The 19,299-nt window shown below is 49.4% G+C and carries 13 protein-coding genes and 1 rRNA gene; 9 read left to right on the forward strand and 5 right to left on the reverse strand.

Annotated features, from left to right (window positions below):
- Window positions 1-102 (forward strand): 5S ribosomal RNA (rrf, locus tag MHM89_RS12620); the annotation flags it as partial.
- Between the two features lie 457 nt (window positions 103-559).
- On the opposite strand, the gene MHM89_RS12625 is transcribed toward rrf, so the two are convergent.
- Window positions 560-1,864, reverse strand: coding sequence for an inosine/guanosine kinase (locus tag MHM89_RS12625; RefSeq protein WP_022944734.1), 1,305 nt, complete (start codon window positions 1,862-1,864; stop codon window positions 560-562).
- Window positions 1,865-2,115: 251 nt separating this feature from the next.
- On the opposite strand from MHM89_RS12625, the gene tadA reads away from it, so the two are divergent.
- On the forward strand, window positions 2,116-2,625 hold the full coding sequence (gene tadA / locus MHM89_RS12630) for a tRNA adenosine(34) deaminase TadA (RefSeq protein ID WP_239408963.1): 510 nt from the start codon (window positions 2,116-2,118) through the stop codon (window positions 2,623-2,625).
- Here the strand turns inward: tadA and MHM89_RS12635 are convergent.
- Window positions 2,622-2,792 carry a hypothetical protein gene (locus MHM89_RS12635; RefSeq protein WP_022944732.1) on the reverse strand — a complete coding sequence of 57 codons (171 nt, stop codon included), beginning with the start codon at window positions 2,790-2,792 and terminating at the stop codon, window positions 2,622-2,624. The two genes, tadA and MHM89_RS12635, sit on opposite strands and share 4 nt — an antisense overlap.
- A 65-nt stretch (window positions 2,793-2,857) precedes the next feature.
- Window positions 2,858-4,246 (reverse strand): membrane-bound lytic murein transglycosylase MltF, encoded by a 1,389-nt coding sequence (gene mltF, locus MHM89_RS12640; RefSeq protein WP_045980668.1) that lies wholly within the window; start codon window positions 4,244-4,246, stop codon window positions 2,858-2,860.
- Between the two features lie 211 nt (window positions 4,247-4,457).
- Here mltF and purL point away from each other — a divergent pair, with 211 nt between their 5' ends.
- The 4 genes from purL to MHM89_RS12660 all read left to right on the forward strand — a co-directional run bounded on the left by purL (window position 4,458) and on the right by MHM89_RS12660 (window position 11,446).
- Window positions 4,458-8,342 (forward strand): phosphoribosylformylglycinamidine synthase, encoded by a 3,885-nt coding sequence (gene purL / locus MHM89_RS12645; RefSeq protein ID WP_239408964.1) that lies wholly within the window; start codon window positions 4,458-4,460, stop codon window positions 8,340-8,342.
- Window positions 8,343-8,479: 137 nt separating this feature from the next.
- Window positions 8,480-10,927 (forward strand): YdbH domain-containing protein, encoded by a 2,448-nt coding sequence (locus MHM89_RS12650; protein WP_239408965.1) that lies wholly within the window; start codon window positions 8,480-8,482, stop codon window positions 10,925-10,927.
- Between the two features lie 4 nt (window positions 10,928-10,931).
- A complete protein-coding gene (locus tag MHM89_RS12655) occupies window positions 10,932-11,117 on the forward strand; it encodes a YnbE family lipoprotein (protein ID WP_022944728.1) in 186 nt (61 codons plus the stop codon).
- 8 nt (window positions 11,118-11,125) lie between these two features.
- Complete coding sequence (locus tag MHM89_RS12660; RefSeq protein ID WP_022944727.1) at window positions 11,126-11,446, forward strand: YdbL family protein; 321 nt, start codon at window positions 11,126-11,128, stop codon at window positions 11,444-11,446.
- Window positions 11,447-11,548: 102 nt separating this feature from the next.
- Here MHM89_RS12660 and MHM89_RS12665 read toward each other — a convergent pair whose 3' ends face one another.
- Complete coding sequence (locus MHM89_RS12665) at window positions 11,549-12,505, reverse strand: hypothetical protein (RefSeq protein ID WP_239408966.1); 957 nt, start codon at window positions 12,503-12,505, stop codon at window positions 11,549-11,551.
- Window positions 12,506-12,765: 260 nt separating this feature from the next.
- Here MHM89_RS12665 and MHM89_RS12670 point away from each other — a divergent pair, with 260 nt between their 5' ends.
- Both MHM89_RS12670 and MHM89_RS12675 read left to right on the forward strand, forming a co-directional pair.
- Window positions 12,766-15,642 (forward strand): M16 family metallopeptidase, encoded by a 2,877-nt coding sequence (locus MHM89_RS12670; protein ID WP_239408967.1) that lies wholly within the window; start codon window positions 12,766-12,768, stop codon window positions 15,640-15,642.
- Window positions 15,643-15,747: 105 nt separating this feature from the next.
- Window positions 15,748-17,217 carry an alkaline phosphatase D family protein gene (locus MHM89_RS12675; RefSeq protein ID WP_239408968.1) on the forward strand — a complete coding sequence of 490 codons (1,470 nt, stop codon included), beginning with the start codon at window positions 15,748-15,750 and terminating at the stop codon, window positions 17,215-17,217.
- Between the two features lie 36 nt (window positions 17,218-17,253).
- On the opposite strand, the gene srmB is transcribed toward MHM89_RS12675, so the two are convergent.
- Window positions 17,254-18,489, reverse strand: a complete 1,236-nt coding sequence (srmB, locus tag MHM89_RS12680; RefSeq protein WP_045980670.1) for an ATP-dependent RNA helicase SrmB — start codon at window positions 18,487-18,489, stop codon at window positions 17,254-17,256.
- A 68-nt stretch (window positions 18,490-18,557) separates the two neighbouring features.
- On the opposite strand from srmB, the gene MHM89_RS12685 reads away from it, so the two are divergent.
- Complete coding sequence (locus MHM89_RS12685) at window positions 18,558-19,253, forward strand: methyltransferase (RefSeq protein ID WP_239408969.1); 696 nt, start codon at window positions 18,558-18,560, stop codon at window positions 19,251-19,253.
- The last annotated feature ends 46 nt before the right edge of the window (window positions 19,254-19,299 follow it).

The following is a 19,299-nucleotide window of genomic DNA, read 5'->3' on the forward strand; positions in this document are numbered from 1 at the left end:
GCGTTCTGGACCCACCTGACCCCATGCCGAACTCAGAAGTGAAACGGAACTGCGCCGATGATAGTGTGGGTTCGCCCATGTGAAAGTAGGTCATCACCAGGCTCCTAATTAGAGAGACCCGTTGCAGCAGTGCAACGGGTTTTTTTATGCGTGTAGGCCAGGCTTCAGCCTTGCATCACCTAGTCAGGGTAAACCCCGACCCACAACACAGCTAAACATTCATCACCATACCTGTAGGCAAGGCTTCAGCCTTGCAGCATCTAGTCAGGGTAAACCCTGACCTACAACACGGCGAAACACCCACCACCACACCTGTAGGCAAGGCTTCAGCCTTGCAACACCCCAGTCAGGATAAATCCTGACCTACAACACCGCACCCCAGTCAGGGTAAACCCCGACCCCCAACACATCATCATCGGTCATCACACCTGTAGGCAAGACTTTTAGCCTTGCATCACCCTAGTCAGGGTAAAACCCTGACCTACAATATATAGACATCGATTTACGGGCATAAAAAAACCGCTAAAAAGCGGCTTTCTTGGTTAAAACGATAGGAGGGTTACTGTTCCCAATAGGCTTGCTCTAGGCAATCCTCGCGCTCTGGTAGACCCCGGGTTAAACGCGGTGAATGTTGTACTAGCACTTCATAACTTGCACGGTTCGCATACTTACTGATCTGGGCTAAAGAAGAGTAAGTGATCGCTTGCTGGCCATGCTTGGCTGAGTTTGGCACATTTAACTTGTGGTACTCATTAGCGCTAATATCATGCAGTACAGCAGCTAGCGCGCAATCACCGGCGCCATTGGTGTTCTTAATGCTATCTGGCCCACCCATAAATGGGGCGGTATGGCTATAAGCACGCACAGGCTGTTGGCAATCTTGCTTGCGCATGGCACGTGAAAACTCATAACGGTTAAAGTCAGCGATTGCACCTGGAAGGAGTGGGTACTCAGTGGCGCGTTTATGCTGATCATCAACATAGCCGGCCATAAACATACCTTTTTCACCGGCGGTACAAATCACAAAGTCGACCCATTCTAGGGCTTTGTCTGCCGCTAATAGTGGATCTTCAAAACCGGTAATCGCTAGGCCTTCTTCTTCGTTCATAGCAAGAATATCAACATGATCATTTACGAAGTTGGCCCACCATGTAGGGTCTTGCTCAATAAGAAACTTGGTGCCGAGCGTCAGCACCACTGGTACTCCGGCTTCGTTTGCGTACTTTACCGCTTGCATAGTGGCTTCGGTCATTGTTTCGTTGCCTTGCGTGCGCATAAGGTAGGCACTGATCACCAAAGCAGATGATTCTTGGATCAGGTTCTTATCTATGGACTCAGGGCGTAAGTGATTCATTAACCCTGCGCTAATGGCGAAGGTACGTTCGCCACTTTCATCAATCAGCGTAAAGCAGCGGCCTATGGGGCCATCTACAGGTTGCAGATAATTAAGGTCTACACGGCTTGAGGTGTTACATAAAAAGCGATAAGCATAACTACCAATTTTGATATTTTCGCTCATTACGCCAAGTAGCACCGAACGATCATCAGCCAGCACTGAGTAGTTGTGCATGGTATTGCCTACGGTGCCGCCAGCAAACTCATAATCAACCATGTCGTTGAGCTTGAGCCGATCATAGAGGGCATTGGTAACGTCACTGTCAATAACCTGTGACATGCCACGCTGCAGCCCGAATTCATCTAAGAATGCCTGATCGACCTTGGCTTCAATATCCACCACGATCTGATCTATGCCTACAATGTAGCTGCGCTTCAACCGCGATTCGGGGTTGATTTGATTAGTAAGTGGATCTTTATCTTCCACCGGGAAATAATGTTTATGTCTTCGGCGACCAGGAAACTTCATGACTTACCCGTTTTCGGTGTCCATAGAACAAAAAAAGCGGCGAATTATAGCTTAATTTTGGGTGTGCAGGCTATGGTGTGAGCCATAAAATCCGGCAAATAGTGAGAATGCGTTCTTATAAGACTCAGAAATTCCCTATATTGAGTGTAAAGCATAGCCGGGAATTTGCTGATGTTAGCGAGAGGATTCGCCGCGCACTTGCTGATATTGCTTGGTATAATTGCTGTTCCTAAGTAGTTAAAAGATACCCTATGAACGAGCTAAATGACGAATACTGGATGGCGAAAGCCTTAGCCTGTGCCGATAAGGCCGAGCAACTCGGTGAGATCCCAGTCGGTGCTGTACTAGTCAAAGATGGTGAGCTTATCGCCGAGGGCTGGAATCAATCGATCACCCTTAACGACCCGTCGGCTCATGCTGAAATGATGGCGGTGCGTGCAGCTGGAGTGGCCCTTAATAACTACCGGCTTATTGACTGCACTTTGTACGTTACACTAGAGCCATGCTCAATGTGTGCTGGTTTACTCGTTCATAGTCGCATTGCGCGGCTAGTCTTTGGTGCCAATGACTTAAAAACGGGTTCTGCGGGGTCTATTATGAACCTAGTGCAGGAGCCTCGGCTTAATCATCAAGTTGAAGTCACCAAAGGGGTGCTTGAGCAGCAGTGTGCAACTAAGTTATCAGCGTTTTTTAAGCGACGTCGGCAAGAGCATAAGGCGAGAAAAAAGGCGCGTCAGCAACGCCTGGGGGAAGGGGGTTAGGCCTCCGCCAAGCGTTGCTTTTCTAGTTCTTCCATTTGTTGCATAGCAAACAAGCGGCGACGCCACAAAATCTTATTGTGGGTATTTTTGCGTGTTACTCGACGACGATTAGTCGATGAAAATAGTACATTTCGCTTAAAGCGATGCGTTCTACGGCGTTTTAGCATAGTGTATTCTCCTTGAAAGTGTGAGAGGGGAGAGCTGCCAATGAAAACACGATTAAATGACAGTTTTATGGCGTTCCGGCCGATTCTTCCTTGGCGCTAGCGTTGTTGGCCACCAAAGCATCGTTTTCATCTAACCATACCAGGGTGTCGTAGTAGCGCCGAATATTGTCTACGTAAGTTACCGCTACGTCTCCGCGCGCATAACCGTATTTAGTTGTACGATAATAGCGTTTCTTGATCAACAGCGGTAGGTATTTTTTCACATCGGCCCACTTGTCTTTATCGTCACCGGCACGTTCGGTTAGGATCCGCGCATCATTTACATGGCCCCAGCCGACATTATATGACGCTAAGGCAAACCAAGTACGGTCAGGTTGGGCAATACGATCAGGTATGCGTTCAATAAGATAACGTAAGTACTCGGCACCGCCGCGAATATTCTGTTCTGGTTTGAGTCGACTGGTAACGCCCACCTGTTTTGCCGTTGGTAAAGTCAGCATCATGATACCACGTACCCCAGTGGGTGATTTTGCCAAGGGATCCCACATTGACTCTTGATAACTAAGAGCAGCCAGCAAGCGCCAGTCTAACTCTTGTGCATACTGCTTAAACCAAGGCATATAAGTCGGTAAGGTATCGGCAACGGCTTCAATAAATGCCAAGGTGTTAACATAGTTAAACTGGCGTACGTGGCCAAAGTACTTCTCTTCTAAGGCATAAAGGCGCTTGTTCGCTTTCGCTTCACCGAAAAACTCCACTACCAAGGCATAGAGTGAGTCGTCGTTATCTTGGCGCAGTACCCAGCCAATTGGGTCATTACGGGTCACGGAAAAGCCGATGCTCAGATTCGGGTGGTAACGGCGAAACAGTGCCAAGGCGTGGGAGTCGGCAATGGTGTAGTCGATATCGCCGTCGATAATGGCTTGCAGTAATTCTGCTTCGTCCATTTCATCGGTTTCATTCCAACTCAGTTGGGGGTACTGTTTTTTATACCGATGTAGAGTTTGCGAGTGGCTGCTGCGGGCCAATACCGTTAAGTTGCCCTCTAAGTCATCAAAGTCGCGCGGCCGGACTCGACCTTGTTTGTAAACCAGCTTTTGACTAATGATGCGGTAACTAGGGCCAAAACGGTACAGCTCGGCACGACTTGGAGTGTAGCCAATGCCCGATGCGACCAGGTCCAATGAGCCATTATCAAGGCGCTGAAACATATCGTTAAGGCTAAAGAACGGCACGATATCCAGCTCTACGCCTAGGTAGTTAGCAAAATCTTGGGCAAGTTCGTATTCAAACCCTTGCTCCCCTTGAGGGGCTTGGTAATAATTGCTGGCACCGGCCAGGGTGCCCACGCGCAACGTGTTGCTTTGATGAATACGCTCTAATTGGCTAGGTTTTTGCGGCTCACTGCAGCCTACGAGTACCCAGATACTCACAATTAACCAAACGAATCTCACGGCTTACCCCTTTACCCCGATACCACCACTTATAACAAAACCAAGGCTTGGCGTCACCTCTACTTTAGCCATAGAAAGTGAGGCTTATAAGGATTCCCTGCAATAGCGGACAATCGTCCTTGCCAGCGGCCCTTTAACTCGCATTTTTAACTAAATTAAGTATAATGCGCGGCAACTGTCGTTCAATCCTTAACCCCGGATGATATTACCTATGTTAATCCTGCGTGGTGCGCCAGCACTTTCCGATTTTCGTGTTCAAAAAGTGCTTACTCAATGTAAGCAAGCCAACCTTCCTGTAACTAACGTCTACGCCGAATTTATGCACTTTGCTGATGTCACAGCAGCACTGAATTCTGACGAGCACAGCAAGCTGGAAAAGCTGCTTACTTATGGGCCGCATATTCCTGAACATGAGCCCCAAGGGACACTTATTTTAGTTACCCCGCGTCCAGGCACAATTTCGCCATGGGCGTCTAAGGCCACCGACATTGCTCACAATTGTGGATTAACTCAGGTACATCGTATCGAGCGCGGCATCGCCTATTATGTTGAAGGTGATTTGAGTGTTTGCCAGCTTAACGATGTGGCCGCCTTGCTACACGACCGCATGACCGAAGCAACGCACCGCGATATGGATGATGCCGCGAAACTGTTTCGTACCGATGAGCCGCGAGCTATGTCATCGGTGGACATCCTTGGCGGAGGCCGTGAGGCGCTAGCTAAAGCGAATGTTGAACAAGGCTTTGCCCTTGCAGACGACGAGATTGATTATCTGGTAGAGAACTTCCAGAAACTCGGCCGTAACCCGAACGACATTGAATTGTTTATGTTCGCGCAGGCGAACTCAGAGCATTGCCGTCACAAAATCTTTAACGCTGATTGGACCATTGACGGCACAGAGCAGCCCAAATCGCTGTTCAAAATGATCAAAAACACCTACGAGCAAAATAGCGTCAACGTATTATCTGCATACAAAGACAATGCAGCGGTGATGAAAGGCTCAGTGGCCGGTCGTTTCTTTCCTGATTTTAGTGGTGAATACACGTATCACCAAGAAAACATCGAAATTTTGATGAAGGTTGAAACCCACAACCACCCAACCGCGATTTCGCCATTCTCTGGTGCATCAACGGGCTCGGGCGGTGAAATCCGTGATGAAGGTGCTACAGGCCGAGGCTCTAAGCCAAAAGCTGGTTTGGTAGGCTTTAGCGTATCTAACCTACGCATTCCAGGTTTTGAACAACCATGGGAGAGCGAATACGGTAAACCAGGGCGCATTGTTGAAGCGCTGGATATCATGATTGATGGCCCGCTAGGCGGCGCCGCGTTTAACAATGAGTTTGGTCGTCCAAACCTACTGGGTTACTTCCGTACCTATGAAGAGCGAGTTAATAGCCACAATGGCGAGGAAGTGCGCGGTTATCACAAGCCGATTATGATTGCCGGTGGTTTAGGTAACATTCGTACTGATCATGTACAAAAGGGCGAGATCCCGGTTGGCGCGAAGCTTATTGTTTTGGGCGGTCCGGCAATGAATATTGGCTTAGGTGGCGGAGCTGCTTCGTCCATGGCGTCAGGGCAGTCCAATGAAGACCTCGACTTTGCTTCGGTACAACGTGAAAACCCAGAAATGGAACGCCGCTGTCAAGAAGTCATCGATAAATGCTGGCAGCTAGGCGATGACAACCCCATAGCTTTTATCCACGATGTGGGCGCCGGTGGCTTGTCAAATGCCTTCCCTGAATTAGTGGATGATGGCGGCCGAGGGGGCGATTTTGAATTGCGTAACGTGCCAAACGATGAGCCCGGTATGGCGCCGCATGAGATTTGGTGTAATGAATCACAAGAGCGTTACGTACTGGCGGTAGCAGAAGAAAACTTCGCTCGTTTTGAGCAAATATGTCAACGTGAGCGCGCCGAGTACGCAGTCATCGGTACCGCGACCGAAGATCGTCACTTACGGGTTTCTGATTCGCACTTCAACAATAACCCAGTGGATCTGCCGCTTGATGTGTTATTGGGTAAAGCGCCGAAAATGCACCGTGATGTCAGCACCAAGCAAGCTCAGGGTGAAGCGCTTAATACCAACGCTATTACCGTACAAGACGCAGTGCAACGACTACTGCGCTTGCCAGCGGTTGCTGAAAAAACCTTCTTAATCACCATTGGCGACCGCTCCGTAACCGGTTTGGTTGCCCGTGACCAAATGGTTGGCCCTTGGCAGGTGCCGGTGGCCAACTGTGCCGTGACAGCTGCTGCGTACGACACCTATCATGGTGAGGCCATGTCTATGGGTGAGCGCACACCTGCGGCGCTGCTTAATTATGGTGCTTCAGCGCGTTTAGCGGTCGCCGAGTCTTTGACCAATATTGCCTGTGCTGATATTGGCTCATTGAATAACATTAAGCTATCAGCAAACTGGATGGCGGCAGCCGGGCACCCCGGTGAAGACGCTGGTTTATATGAAGCGGTTAAGGCCGTGGGTGAAGAGCTGTGTCCAGCCCTGGGCTTAACCATCCCGGTAGGCAAAGACTCAATGTCGATGAAGACCACATGGCAAGATAATGGTGAAGATAAAGCCGTGACTGCGCCGCTGTCTTTGGTAATCACTGCGTTTGGTCGTGTTGAAGACATTCGTAAAACGGTCACGCCACAGCTGCGCACCGATAAAGGCGATTCAACGCTCTTGCTTATCGACTTGGGGGCTGGTCAAAACCGCATGGGGGCATCAAGCTTGGCGCAGGTTTACAAGCAGCTGGGTGACAAAACTCCAGATGTTGATAGCCCTGAACTATTAAAAGGCTTCTTCGAGGCGATGCAAGCGCTGGTACGCGAAGAAAAACTACTGGCTTACCATGACCGCTCTGACGGTGGCTTATTCGTAACTGCTGCGGAGATGGCCTTCGCGGGTCACACTGGGGTTACGCTAGAGCTAGACGCGTTAGCGGGGTCTGATTTAGAGGTTCTATTCAACGAAGAGTTGGGTGCCGTTATTCAGGTTCGCAATGATGACCTAGACGCGGTGAAGGCCATCCTTGCCAAGAACGGTCTTGCTGCGCTAAGCCATGAAATTGGTACGTTGAACGATGCTGATCAGCTGGTTATTAACCGTGGTGGTCATGCATTAGTGGATAATAGCCGTACCGAGCTGCGTTTAGCGTGGGCGGAAACCACTTATCAAATGCAGTCTCTGCGTGATAACCCTGCCTGTGCTCGCCAAGAGCATGATGCCAAAGCTGATGCCAATGACCCAGGTCTTAACGTGAAGCTGAGCTTCGACATTAACGAAGATGTCGCCGCGCCTTACATTGCCACTGGTGCTAAGCCACAAATGGCTATCTTGCGTGAGCAAGGCGTTAACTCACACGTTGAGATGGCGGCGGCATTTAACCGTGCAGGCTTTGCCGCCGTTGACGTACACATGAGTGACATTCTAGAGGGGCGCTTAACGCTAGAGCAATTCAAAGGCCTTGTGGCGTGCGGTGGCTTCTCATATGGTGACGTACTCGGGGCCGGTGAAGGCTGGGCGAAGTCCATTCTATTTAATGACATGGCACGCGAGCAGTTCCAAGGCTTCTTCGAGCGTCAAGATACCTTCAGCTTGGGTGTGTGTAATGGCTGTCAGATGCTATCAACATTGCGCGAGCTGATCCCTGGCACGGAGCATTGGCCACGTTTCGTGACCAACCAAAGCGAGCGTTTTGAAGCGCGTGCAACCTTGGTCGAAGTACAAGACAGCCCATCGGTGTTCTTCAGCGGTATGGCGGGTTCACGTATGCCAATTGCGGTGTCACACGGTGAAGGCCGTGCCGAATTTGCAAATGAGGCGGCTATTCAAACAGCAGTGAACTCGGGGACTGTGGCGGTGAAATACGTAGATAACTACGGTAACCCAACCATGCAATATCCGGCGAACCCCAATGGTTCACCAGAGGCAATCTCGGGTATGACCTCTACAGATGGTCGCGCTACGGTGATGATGCCACACCCAGAGCGGGTATTCCGCGCGGTAGCGAACTCATGGCACCCAGATGAGTGGCAAGAAGACAGCCCATGGATGCGCATGTTCCGTAACGCGCGCAAGCACATTGGCTAACTATCTAGTGCTTGTCTAACCTAAAAAGGCTGCCTTGGCAGCCTTTTTTGTTGCTCTTATTGATGTGTTCCAATCAGCTGCGCTTCATGAGAAACTTTTAAAATGATCACCTACTATTTGCCGCTTTAAGGAAAACTATGCTGCGCAAGCTGTTGATTGGATTAGCAGTGATAGGGCTCACTCTAGCTACCGCCTACTTATTTCGCATTGAGCTCACCTTTATGGTAGCGAAACAGTACTTTGATGCCGATGAAGCAGAGTTAACCTGTGCTGATTGGCAATGGGGGAGTGGGCTGACCACAATCACAGTCAATAAGTTATGTGTAGGTTATCGCCAGCATCGGCTTGTTATTGAGCAGGCGCGAATCACACCGCAGCACATCGATATTGAAAAAGCAGCTTTAACTCTGACTAAGCAACAAACTCAATCATCCAGTGATACTGGTGAACCTCAGGCGCTTAATTTGCCGCTGACAGACAGTCGTCCGTTGGTAACTGTTGAATCCCTTTTCGTGTACACGCCTTATGCCGCTGCGCCTGTGCGTATGACGATAAGTGAGCCGCAACTCAATCAGTGGGTGTTAAATGGTGATATAGCCGGTGATATCGCCATAACCTCGCAGCATATCGATTATGAACTGCATGCCAATCAAGCCTTAAGAGCCCAGCTTATGGCTGTGGCCGAGCCATCACTCATGCGCTTTAATATCTCTCAGTGGGCATTGCCGGAGCTACAAGTACAAGGGCGCTATTACGGAAACCGCATCGATAACCAGATCACTATTGCCAGCCAAGCTACTTGGCAACATACGCCTTGCCCGGTGCAGGTGAGTAGCCAGGGTCGCATCGAGGTGCGCTCCAAGAATATGCGTCGCTTTAGCTTAGACACCAGTGCACTGACAACGCAATTGCGAGCGCAGGCTCAATGTGACTATCAAGCCAGCCTAAAACCCTACTTCCCAGAGCTGCTCAAGGGGTCATGGCAGCTAACGTTGGCCGAACCAAGGGTGAGTATAGATAAAAGCGAGGTGGAGCTAACGCAAGTGCTGCTTACGCATAACAGCGAACAGACTAAAGTGGGTGTCCGCTTAGAGGCGCCGCGTGCCAATTGGCGCACAGCACAGGTGGCTGCCGAGTATGCTTTACAGCTAGAAACCCAGTCGTTAGGGCGGCTTAGTGTTTCGGGACAGGCAACTGAGCAGCGCATTAGCGGCGCCTTTAAAGGCCAGGTAGCTGCGCCGGTGGGTGAAAACGTGCATGTTGCCCCCGTAAGCGCCACTGGCGAGTTCGACCATAACTTTGCTGGGGCTACTGCGCTGCATGGGCAACTGAAAACCGCACAGTTAACAATGGCGCCTTATTCTGGCGAACAGGTAGCGGTTACTGTTGATGCCACTATCAGCGCAGATAACTCGATTTCAGCGCGCTTAGAGACCGTTGCTGCTGTTGCGGCGAGTGCTGATATTAAACTCCTTGATGTCGAGCAAAATTATCAGGTACAGGCTGATTTAGGGGCAGGGCGGCGCAGCGCTCAGGTTGAGGTGCAAAGCCGTATTGGGCAACTAGATTCTGCGCAGCTGAGGTTAAGTGAGCTCAGTGTCGATAGTAGAGTTGATATTGCTCGCAGCATTGATGGTGAGCACCTTATCTCATGGCAGCAGGCGCAAGCTTTGGTTAAGCACAGCTGGCAAGAAACGGCTTTTCCTATCACCGTGGTATTGCCGCCGACGCCTTTACCTTCATTGCAAGCCATTGCCAGCCAATTGGCCCCTGAGTTGTCACTGACCGCCGGCACACTTAGCGCTCAACTGCACGGTGATGCGCGCCTTAAGCGTATGCAATGGCAGCTAGAGGTGGACGACGCCAGCGTGCTTTATCAGAGTTACTTAGCTGAAAATATCGATACGTCGCCGCAAGGACAGTGGAATTCAGGGCAACTTCAGCTCGATGATACTAGCTTTACTATTTCCCAACTACGCGCTGGACCGGTGTTGTCACAGGTGCAAGGGCTCTGGGGTTATGACCAAGATGCCTACCTCAAAGAGGTGCAGGCCGAGGTGTTAGGTGGCACTTTGTCGCTGGATAAACTTTATGTGACTGGGCTAACGAAGCGTCGTGCTCCCACCTTAGTTGAGATAGCACAAATTAATGCCCAAAGCCTACTGGCGCTAGAGCCACAGCAGGGCATTGAGATCACAGGGGTATTGGCAGCAAAACTACCAATACGGTTAGAGGAGCAGGGAGTCAGTGTCGAAAATGGCCGTATTTATTCGCAAGCTCCGGGTAAATTGACGATTAAAGATAACGCCGCCTTCGATGCGGTGAAAGTACAGCAGGAAGAGCTTGGGCCGATGTTGGGCATGTTGGAAAACTTAGATATCAACAGCATCAACGCCGATGTTGATTTAAAAACCGATGGTTGGTTAACCATGGCGATGCAATTAAAAGGGGAAAACCCCGAGCACCAGCAAGCTGTAAATTTTAACTATAATCATCAAGAAAATATCTATACCCTATTTAAGGCGCTGCGCTTAAGTGATGAAATCACTAAGAAAGTGGAGCAAGAGTATCAAGCGAAGGAGTAAGCGAATGAGCAAACTATCGCTGGTGGCGGTGGTCGCTATGTTAACTTTAATGGGATGCACCCATAAGGTTGAGGTAGAGAGTAAAGAGCCAATCACCATCAACCTAAATGTCAAAGTCGATCATGAGATCCGCGTCAAAGTGGATAAAGAACTCGACGAATTATTCAGCGATGACAGCGAGCTTTTCTAGGAGGGGTTATGAAACTAGTTAAATGGAGTATGTTAGTCAGTGCCGCCATGTTGGCCTTCAGTGCCTGGGCGCTAACTTTAGACCAAGCTAAGGCGCAAGGTATCGTCGGCGAAACCAGCAACGGCTATTTAGCCTTAGTACAGAATAACAGTGAGGCGCAAAAGCTAATTGCCGAGATTAACGCTAAGCGTAAAGCCAAGTATTTATCATTGGCGAAGAAAAATGGTATCAGTTTGAGCCAAGTGGAGGCGTTAGCAGGCGCCAAAGCTATCGAAAAAACGACCGCAGGGCATATGGTTAAAGTCGACGGCCAGTGGCGTAAAAAGTAGCACTAGGGTGAGCACAGTGCAGTAGCACGCTGCACTTTTTTCCGCTCAAAATGCCCAGCGCTATCAGTAGGTATAGCACTGGGCGGGCAAAAGAAAGGTAACCTAGGCGATTTGTCGTTCTGCCAAGCTCAGCTCCATGGTGGCTTTAAGCAAACGATACAGGTTGATGGACGCGTCGATTTCCTGCTTGCGGTTCGTCAGTGACTCGATATTCAACCCCAGCGGCACATCCAGATGGGCGCAGCTACGTAAGATCAAGTCTAAGTTTTCGCGGCAGATGCGCACCGACTCACTCAAGGTGTTTTCGGCATCGAGCATGCGCCACTTAGTTGCCTCTGGCACGGAAATCCCCAACCACTGCATAAAATCCAGCGTTTTTTCACCGCCACAGGGAGTAAAGGTCAGAATAATACGCTGTGGCGAGAGCCCCTGCTGGCGGCAGCTGCGGGCATAACTGGTGATTAGATCAATGGTCGCTTGCGCATCATAAACCGCCTGAGAGATAAAAAACTGACACCCTTGCGCCGTTTTGGTCAGCAAGCGCTCATGTTCATTACGCTTATTGGCATGGCGCTCGGCAATGGTCACGCCGCCTAAAAAGAAGTTCTGGTGATGAGCGGCAATCAGGCTGTAGGCATCATTTAAGCTTAGCTTGATATCCCCTTGTGACGACGGACTTCCGACTAAGACTAAGTTATTTAAATCATGGTCATTGGCGGTGCTATCAAGCCACTGGTTAAATTCATCCTGATTGCGCTGAGCCACACTTTTATAGGTGATCACATCGGTGCGTGATAAGCGCCGCAATAACTGGCCATAATCACGTGGGTCAATGGTGTGTTTGAATGGGAAGGGGCGCGGCGTGCTGATGCGACTGCTCTCGTCCTGAATGTCATAAACCACCACACCGTCATATTCAATTTCGTGTAAACGGCCAAGCAGCTTTTCGGCAATTGCGCGCATAGCGACTTCATCAGTATCTGCTTTAGGTGGCGTAGTGCCAATTAAATACACGCCCTGACGGGGGTCCTCTATTTTTTCTCGCAGTGATAAAGCCATGGTTCTCATTCCCAGCAATTGACAATGAAATAACTATAACAGCCATTTAGACGTCTAAACAGCTTTTTATAATGAAACTTACTCAACTCGAGTGAATTTGCTTCAAGTTAAAGCGTTATTCAGCATGATCTGACCGTTATACCCATTATGTCGTGGCTGACATATTTGTTTACAGCAAAGTGACACCCCTAAGGTGCGTTTGCGATGTGATTTATTGCATAATGAGGAAGATAAAAAACAACAAAACATCAAGGTTGAAGATGAAACTTTCTCTATTAGCGACAGGTGTCGCCTTCGCGCTCACTCTTGGCGGTTGCCAAAGCACGCAAACGACGACCAGCACCCCAACGGCTGCTGAGGTCGCGCCACAGTCACAAGCGGTGTTCTCCCAAGACTATGTACTTGAAGAGCTTGATAACGGCCTGCGAGTCATGGTGGTGAAAACAGACTACCCCGATGTCGTGTCATTACAAATCCCGGTGTCCGTAGGCTCACGTAATGAGGTGGAACCAGGAAAAACCGGCTTTGCACACTTCTTTGAACACATGATGTTCAAAGGCTCTGAGAAATTTCCTGCACACGTATATGCAGATATCTTGAAAAACTCCGGGGTCGATAATCGCGCCTACACCACGAATGATTACACCAATTATCACCTTAACTTCTCCAAAGAGCACCTCGATAAGGTGCTAGAAATTGAAGCGGATATCTTCCAAAACTTAAGTTACAATGAAGAGCAATTCCGCACCGAAGCGCTGACCGTCAAAGGTGAATACTTAAAGAACAACGCCAGTCCTATCCGTAAGTTACTAGCGGCGGTGCGTAATGAGGCCTTTGATAAGCATACCTATAAACACACCACCATGGGCTTTTTTGCCGACATTGAAGCCATGCCGGACCAAAGTGAATATGGGCAAACCTTTTTCGAGCGCTTTTATAAGCCGGAATATGTCTCTTTGGTAATTGTCGGTGATGTTGACCCGCAAGCGACCATCGCGATGGTGAAAAAGCACTGGGGCAATTGGCAGCAAGGGGATTATCAAGCCGATATTCCTGTTGAACCGCAACAACAGGCGCCTCGTTATGTGCATGAGCAATACGAAGGGCTACCCGGACACTGGTTATTAGTGTCATACAAAGGTGCAGCATGGCTGCCGCAGAAAAAAGACCGCGCGGCGCTTGATTTGCTCTCACAATTATACTTTTCTGAGAACTCAGATTTGTATCAAGAGCTGGTTGTTGATAAACAAATTGCCAGCCAAATGTTCACCTACAACCCGGAAACCAAAGATCCAGGCTTGATGCATGTGTTTGTGAAGGTAGATGATGAGCAGCATCTCACTACCGTGCGCGATGCTATCAACCGCACTTATGCCAAGGCACGTACAGAGTTGGTCGATGAAAGCCGACTACAAGCCTTGAAATCGCACCAAAAGTATAGCTTTATTAATAGCTTAGATTCATCACAAAGCATCGCCTCAACCCTTGCGCGGTACATGCATTTCGAGCGTGACCCTGAGGTGATCAACAGCTTGTATGCCACTGCCGATAACATTAGTGCCGAAGATATTCGCGCCATGGCGAATAAGTACTTTGTCGATAGTAATCGTACCACGGTGACGATGTCGGCTAGTGAGTCGGTTGCAGGCTTTGCCAACGAGGTGCGCCTTGATGCTTTAGTCGCTGAGCATCAAAATAAGCCCACCGAGCGCCATTTCACCGTGCTCGATAACACGAATAGTTCACCGCTGGTGGATGTTAACTGGTTATTCTACACCGGCGCGGCTGCCGACCCAGAGGGCAAAAAAGGTCTGGCGGCACTGACTGCGGCAATGATTGCCAAAGGCGGCAGTGAGTCACAAAGCTATAAAGATATTCAAAAGGCTTTATATCCCATGGCAGGGAGCTTCAGCTATCAAATTGATAAGGAAATGATGTCGTTTCGTGGCCGTATTCACAAAGACAATGCTGACAAATGGTATGCCTTGGTGAGCGAGCAATTGCTAAACCCAGGGTTTCGCGAAGACGATTTCCAGCGGCTGCAAAAGGAGCTTGTCGATAGCATTAAATCAGGCTTAAAAGCGTCTAATGATGAGGAGCTGGGCAAGGAGGTACTGTATAGCAAGCTGTATCAAGGCCACCCCTATGAAAGTTATAATTACGGCGACTTATCTGATCTGGAGAATATTACCTTAGCGGATGTGCGGGCCTTTTATCAGCAACAGCTGACCCAAAGTAAACTGCACTTGGGTATTACTGGAGCCATGCCAGAAGAGCTGAAAATGCAGCTGTTAACGGACCTACAGGGCTTACCAAAAGGTGAACAACGCCGCCTTAATGTGCCTGATGCTCCAGCGCTTGATGGGCGTTACGCGACTATTGTCGAAAAGTCGGCAAAATCAACGGCAGTGTCGTTTGGCTTCCCTATTGATACCACGCGATCGCATAAAGACTGGACAGCATTATGGTTAGTGCGTTCATACTTAGGTGAGCACCGTAACTCGAACGCCCAGTTATTCCAGCGTATTCGTCAGGTTCGGGGGATGAACTATGGCGACTATGCCTACATCGAGTACTTCCCTCGTGGTATGTTCCAAACTAAACCAGATGCCAACCTAGGGCGTTCTGAGCAAATCTTCCAGGTATGGTTAAGGCCGCTGCGCTCAAATAACGATGCTCACTTTGCTACTCGCACCGCTTTATTCGAGCTCGATAAACTCATTGCCAATGGCATGAGTGAAGCGGACTTTGAAGCAACGCGAAACTTCTTAAGTAACTATGTGCCGCAACTGGTAGCCAGCCAAGACCGACAGCTAGGTTATGCCCTAGATAGTCGCTTTTACGACACCGATAACTTTGTCGACTATGTACGTGAGCAGCTCAGTAGCCTAAGCGTCGAAGATGTAAATCGGGTGATCAGTGAGAATCTACAAAGCGACAATATGCACTATGTGTTTGTTACTGGAGATGGCGCCGATATGCAGCAACGACTAGCCTCGGAGCAGGAATCACCGCTGCAGTACAACACTGAGAAACCGCAATCGCTGCTTGACGAAGACAAGCAAATTCAAAGCTACCCTTTGCGTATTCCCGCTGAGAATATAGAGGTGTTGGCGGTCGATAGCGTCTTTGAATAAGCATTAATCTGCACGAAAAGCCGCTGTTGATGAGCGGCTTTTTTATTGCTGTGTTTCTGCTATGGTTATGAGCGATAACTCATTTGTATGCCATGGAGGGAGATAATGTCAGCCAAGCTATTATTGGGGCCTATTCTTGGCCTTGAATCAGATACCCTATATACCTTTGTCTTTGTGACCGATAACAATGTGCAGCAATGTCATGTTGCGGTGGAAGGGCAGAACCTAGAGGCGGTTGAAATCGGTTCTCTAAGTGCGGGGAAGGTATGGAAAGCTCGTATCGAACTGGACACCTCAGGTTACCTTGATTACCACATTACTATCAACGGCGAGGACGCCGCAGACCAACAAGGCCAACACCTTTGGACATTTTACGTGCCTGAGCAGGGAGAAAAACCGCGCTTAGCCTATGCCTCATGTAATGGCTTTTCCGATTATAAGATGATGAATGCCACAGAAAAGCCTTACTACTTATGGCGTGAAATGCACGCACAACACCAGCAGGCACCATTTTCGCTGCTGTTAATGGGAGGCGATCAGGTTTACGCCGACTCCATATGGTCTCAAGTCCCCACATTACAGCGTTGGAATGAACTTGATAAAGAGCAGAAAATAACGCGCCAAGTTAGCAAAGAGATGCGCAACCAAGTGACGCGATTTTATAGCCAACTGTATTTAGCTCGCTGGAATAAAGCGCCAATGGCGGCGATGCTGGCTTCAGTGCCATCGTTAATGATGTGGGATGATCACGATATTTTCGATGGCTGGGGGAGTTACCCTGATGATTTGCAGAGTTGCCCCGTGTATCAGTGTATCTATGAGGCGGCGCGTGAGGTGTTCACTTTGTTGCAATTACGCGGCAGCGATAACCACGGTTTACTTGCCGGTGAACAAGGTTGTGACTTTTCATTTGCGCTGAGATTTCGCGATTACCATATTTTGGCCCTAGATAACCGCTCGGAGCGCAGTTTGAGCCAAGTGATGTCGGATACTTGTTGGGCCCATGTGACCGATTACCTCGATAGCCAATGCCAAAAAGGAGATTTGTTGGTGATGACTGCGGTGCCTGTAGTCTATCGTGATTTCTCTTTCGCTGAGCGTGCGGTTGATGCCACCCCTTGGCAAGAAGAGCTGACTGATGATTTAAAAGATCATTGGCGGGCAAAAGAGCATGAAGGGGAGCGCGCTCGTTTAATTATGCGACTCATTGATAATGCCAAGCAACGTCAAGGCAAAACCGTGTTGCTGTCGGGGGATGTGCATGTGGGGGCTCTAGGAGTGATTAGGGCGCCACAATCTCAAGGCGTGGTGAAAATTCACCAAGTGGTGTCCTCGGGGATTGTGCACCCGGCGCCGACCTTTATGCAGTGGCTCGGGATTTGTGCGATCACCAATGACGATTTGGAATACATTGATGAAGGGGAGCAAATTACGGCTTCCATGCTGCGCCCATTTGGCTCAGCAAAGTACATTCGCGCTCGTAATTTTGTGTCCATGTGCCAAGGTGATGACGGCAAACTATGGGTCAACTGGCTCATTGAAGGCAAAGATAAGCCGAGTTATCCCATTAACTAGAGAGTAAAAAGGCCTCTTTAGGGAGGCCTTTTTTAACTACTTTTTGGCTTTGATTTTAGCCTTGGCTTTTTTGCGCTTGGCTTTGATCTTGGCCGGATCTTTTTTCTTTTTCGGTGGCAACTTAGGCTCTTTATGTTGTGGCTCTAAGCCCTTTATTTTGCGCCGTTTCAGTACTTGATCGGTATAACGCTCTATTTTGCCAACCATGGCCACATCATGGGCCTCAACCAAGGAAATAGCGGTGCCTTTTTTACCTGCACGGGCCGTGCGGCCAATGCGGTGCACGTATACATCGGCCGTGCGTGGCATATCAAAGTTGATAACATGGCTGATATCGCTGACATCAATGCCGCGCGCAGCGACATCTGTGGCCACTAAAATATTAGTGCGACCACTGTGAAAGCTAGCCATGGCTGCCATGCGTTTATCCTGTGGCATCTCGCCTCGTAGCCATGTGGTTTTTATATCATTAGTATAAAGCTCGCCCACTAACTTTTCTAAACGCTCGCGGGTTTTCACAAACACCACGGCCTTTTCCACATCACTTTGTTTCAATAGATGGGTCAGTAGTGCCAACTTGTGCTCGTAATCATCGGCCAAGTGAACCCATTGTAAGATCTTGCCGCGCTCGCGACGCGAGGGCGAAGCTTCAAGTTTAGCGGGCTCATTAAGGATTCGCTCGGAGAACTTTTCTACTGCTTCGCCTTCCAAAGTGGCCGAAAATAGCAGACATTGGCGTCGGTTTTTGGCTTCCTCACAGATACGCAGCATTTCTTTGCGAAAGCCCATATCTAGCATGCGATCTGCTTCATCGAGGATCAACATTTCCACATCCTCGGCGTGGAAGTTTTCGGTATCCAAATACTCCATTAACCGTCCAGGAGTGGCAATCAGCACATCATTGTTCTTTTCAAAGATTTCTTTATGACTGCCGTAGTTGATGCCGCCGGTCACCACGCCAATTTTTAAGTGCGTGTGGGCTGCGAGCTTTTCACACTGCTCATGGACTTGGTAAGCAAGTTCGCGCGTTGGTGCCATGATCAGCACGCGAGCGAAACCTGGGTTACGACGCGGGTGGTCGAGTAAGTATTGAATTGCAGGGATCAAGAACGCTGCCGTTTTCCCTGTGCCCGTTGGTGCACCCGCAAGTACGTCGCGACCATCAAGGGCCTCTGGGATGGCGAGCTGTTGGATGCTGGTGGCTTTGCTAAAGCCCATGGCATCAATGGCTTTTAAAAGCGCGGCATCAAGATCAAAATCGGCAAATTGCATAAAGGAGTCAAAATGAAGGACAATTGCGTTAATTATACGTGGCACATACACAAACACAAAGGGCAAAAGTGGCAGGATTTAACTTTAAACGCTTCTCCATCGCACAAGACAACGTCGCCATGAAGGTCTCAACCGATGGCATCTTGCTCGGTGCGTGGGCCGATGTCAGCCAGGCGCGGCGTATATTGGATGTGGGCACGGGCACAGGGCTACTGGCGTTAATGGCTAAGCAGCGGACGCCCGACGCGTGTGTGCACGGCATCGATATTGAACCGGATGCTTGCACTCAAGCGCAGCTTAATGTTGCTGCGAGCCCTTGGCCTGAGGTGGCTATAAGCCGCTGTGATGCTAATACCTTCACGCCCGAGCAAGCGGTTGATTTAGTGATCAGTAATCCACCGTATTTCGATAATGCCCTTAAAGCCGGTAGCGACAAACGCACGTTGGCGCGCCATACCGATAGTTTACCTTTTAGTGAACTACTGGGTGTGTGGCAGCGAGCCAGCCACAGCCAGACTGAATTGGCGGTGATTTTGCCACTATCCGGCGCCGAGCAATTGCACCAATTGGTGCTGCAACAAGGGGGGTATTTACGCCGTTGTTGTCGAGTGAAAACCACCGCCACTAAAGCCGTAACGCGCTGTTTAATGCAGTGGAGCTGGCAGCCAAGTGATTGTCACTATAGCGAGCTGGTGATCCATCAAGGTGATGATTACAGCGCCGAATATCGCGCATTGTGCAAGGATTTTTACCTGCGTTTTTGATTTTTCAGCGCCTTTGTCTCGGTAATGAATACGTATTCAATTGCCA

The sequence above is a fragment of the Pseudoalteromonas sp. CNC9-20 genome, assembly GCF_022347875.1.
In the GTDB taxonomy this organism is placed as follows: Bacteria; Pseudomonadota; Gammaproteobacteria; order Enterobacterales; family Alteromonadaceae; genus Pseudoalteromonas; species Pseudoalteromonas ruthenica.

What these genes read in the sequence shown, in the direction of transcription:
- MHM89_RS12625 (WP_022944734.1), bottom strand. Translation starts at nt 1,864, where the DNA reads ATGAAGTTTCCTGGTCGCCGAAGACATAAACATTATTTCCCGGTGGAA.
- tadA (WP_239408963.1), top strand. Translation starts at nt 2,116, where the DNA reads ATGAACGAGCTAAATGACGAATACTGGATGGCGAAAGCCTTAGCCTGT.
- MHM89_RS12635 (WP_022944732.1), bottom strand. Translation starts at nt 2,792, where the DNA reads ATGCTAAAACGCCGTAGAACGCATCGCTTTAAGCGAAATGTACTATTT.
- purL (WP_239408964.1), top strand. Translation starts at nt 4,458, where the DNA reads ATGTTAATCCTGCGTGGTGCGCCAGCACTTTCCGATTTTCGTGTTCAA.
- MHM89_RS12650 (WP_239408965.1), top strand. Translation starts at nt 8,480, where the DNA reads ATGCTGCGCAAGCTGTTGATTGGATTAGCAGTGATAGGGCTCACTCTA.
- MHM89_RS12655 (WP_022944728.1), top strand. Translation starts at nt 10,932, where the DNA reads ATGAGCAAACTATCGCTGGTGGCGGTGGTCGCTATGTTAACTTTAATG.
- MHM89_RS12660 (WP_022944727.1), top strand. Translation starts at nt 11,126, where the DNA reads ATGAAACTAGTTAAATGGAGTATGTTAGTCAGTGCCGCCATGTTGGCC.
- MHM89_RS12665 (WP_239408966.1), bottom strand. Translation starts at nt 12,505, where the DNA reads ATGGCTTTATCACTGCGAGAAAAAATAGAGGACCCCCGTCAGGGCGTG.
- MHM89_RS12670 (WP_239408967.1), top strand. Translation starts at nt 12,766, where the DNA reads ATGAAACTTTCTCTATTAGCGACAGGTGTCGCCTTCGCGCTCACTCTT.
- MHM89_RS12675 (WP_239408968.1), top strand. Translation starts at nt 15,748, where the DNA reads ATGTCAGCCAAGCTATTATTGGGGCCTATTCTTGGCCTTGAATCAGAT.
- srmB (WP_045980670.1), bottom strand. Translation starts at nt 18,489, where the DNA reads ATGCAATTTGCCGATTTTGATCTTGATGCCGCGCTTTTAAAAGCCATT.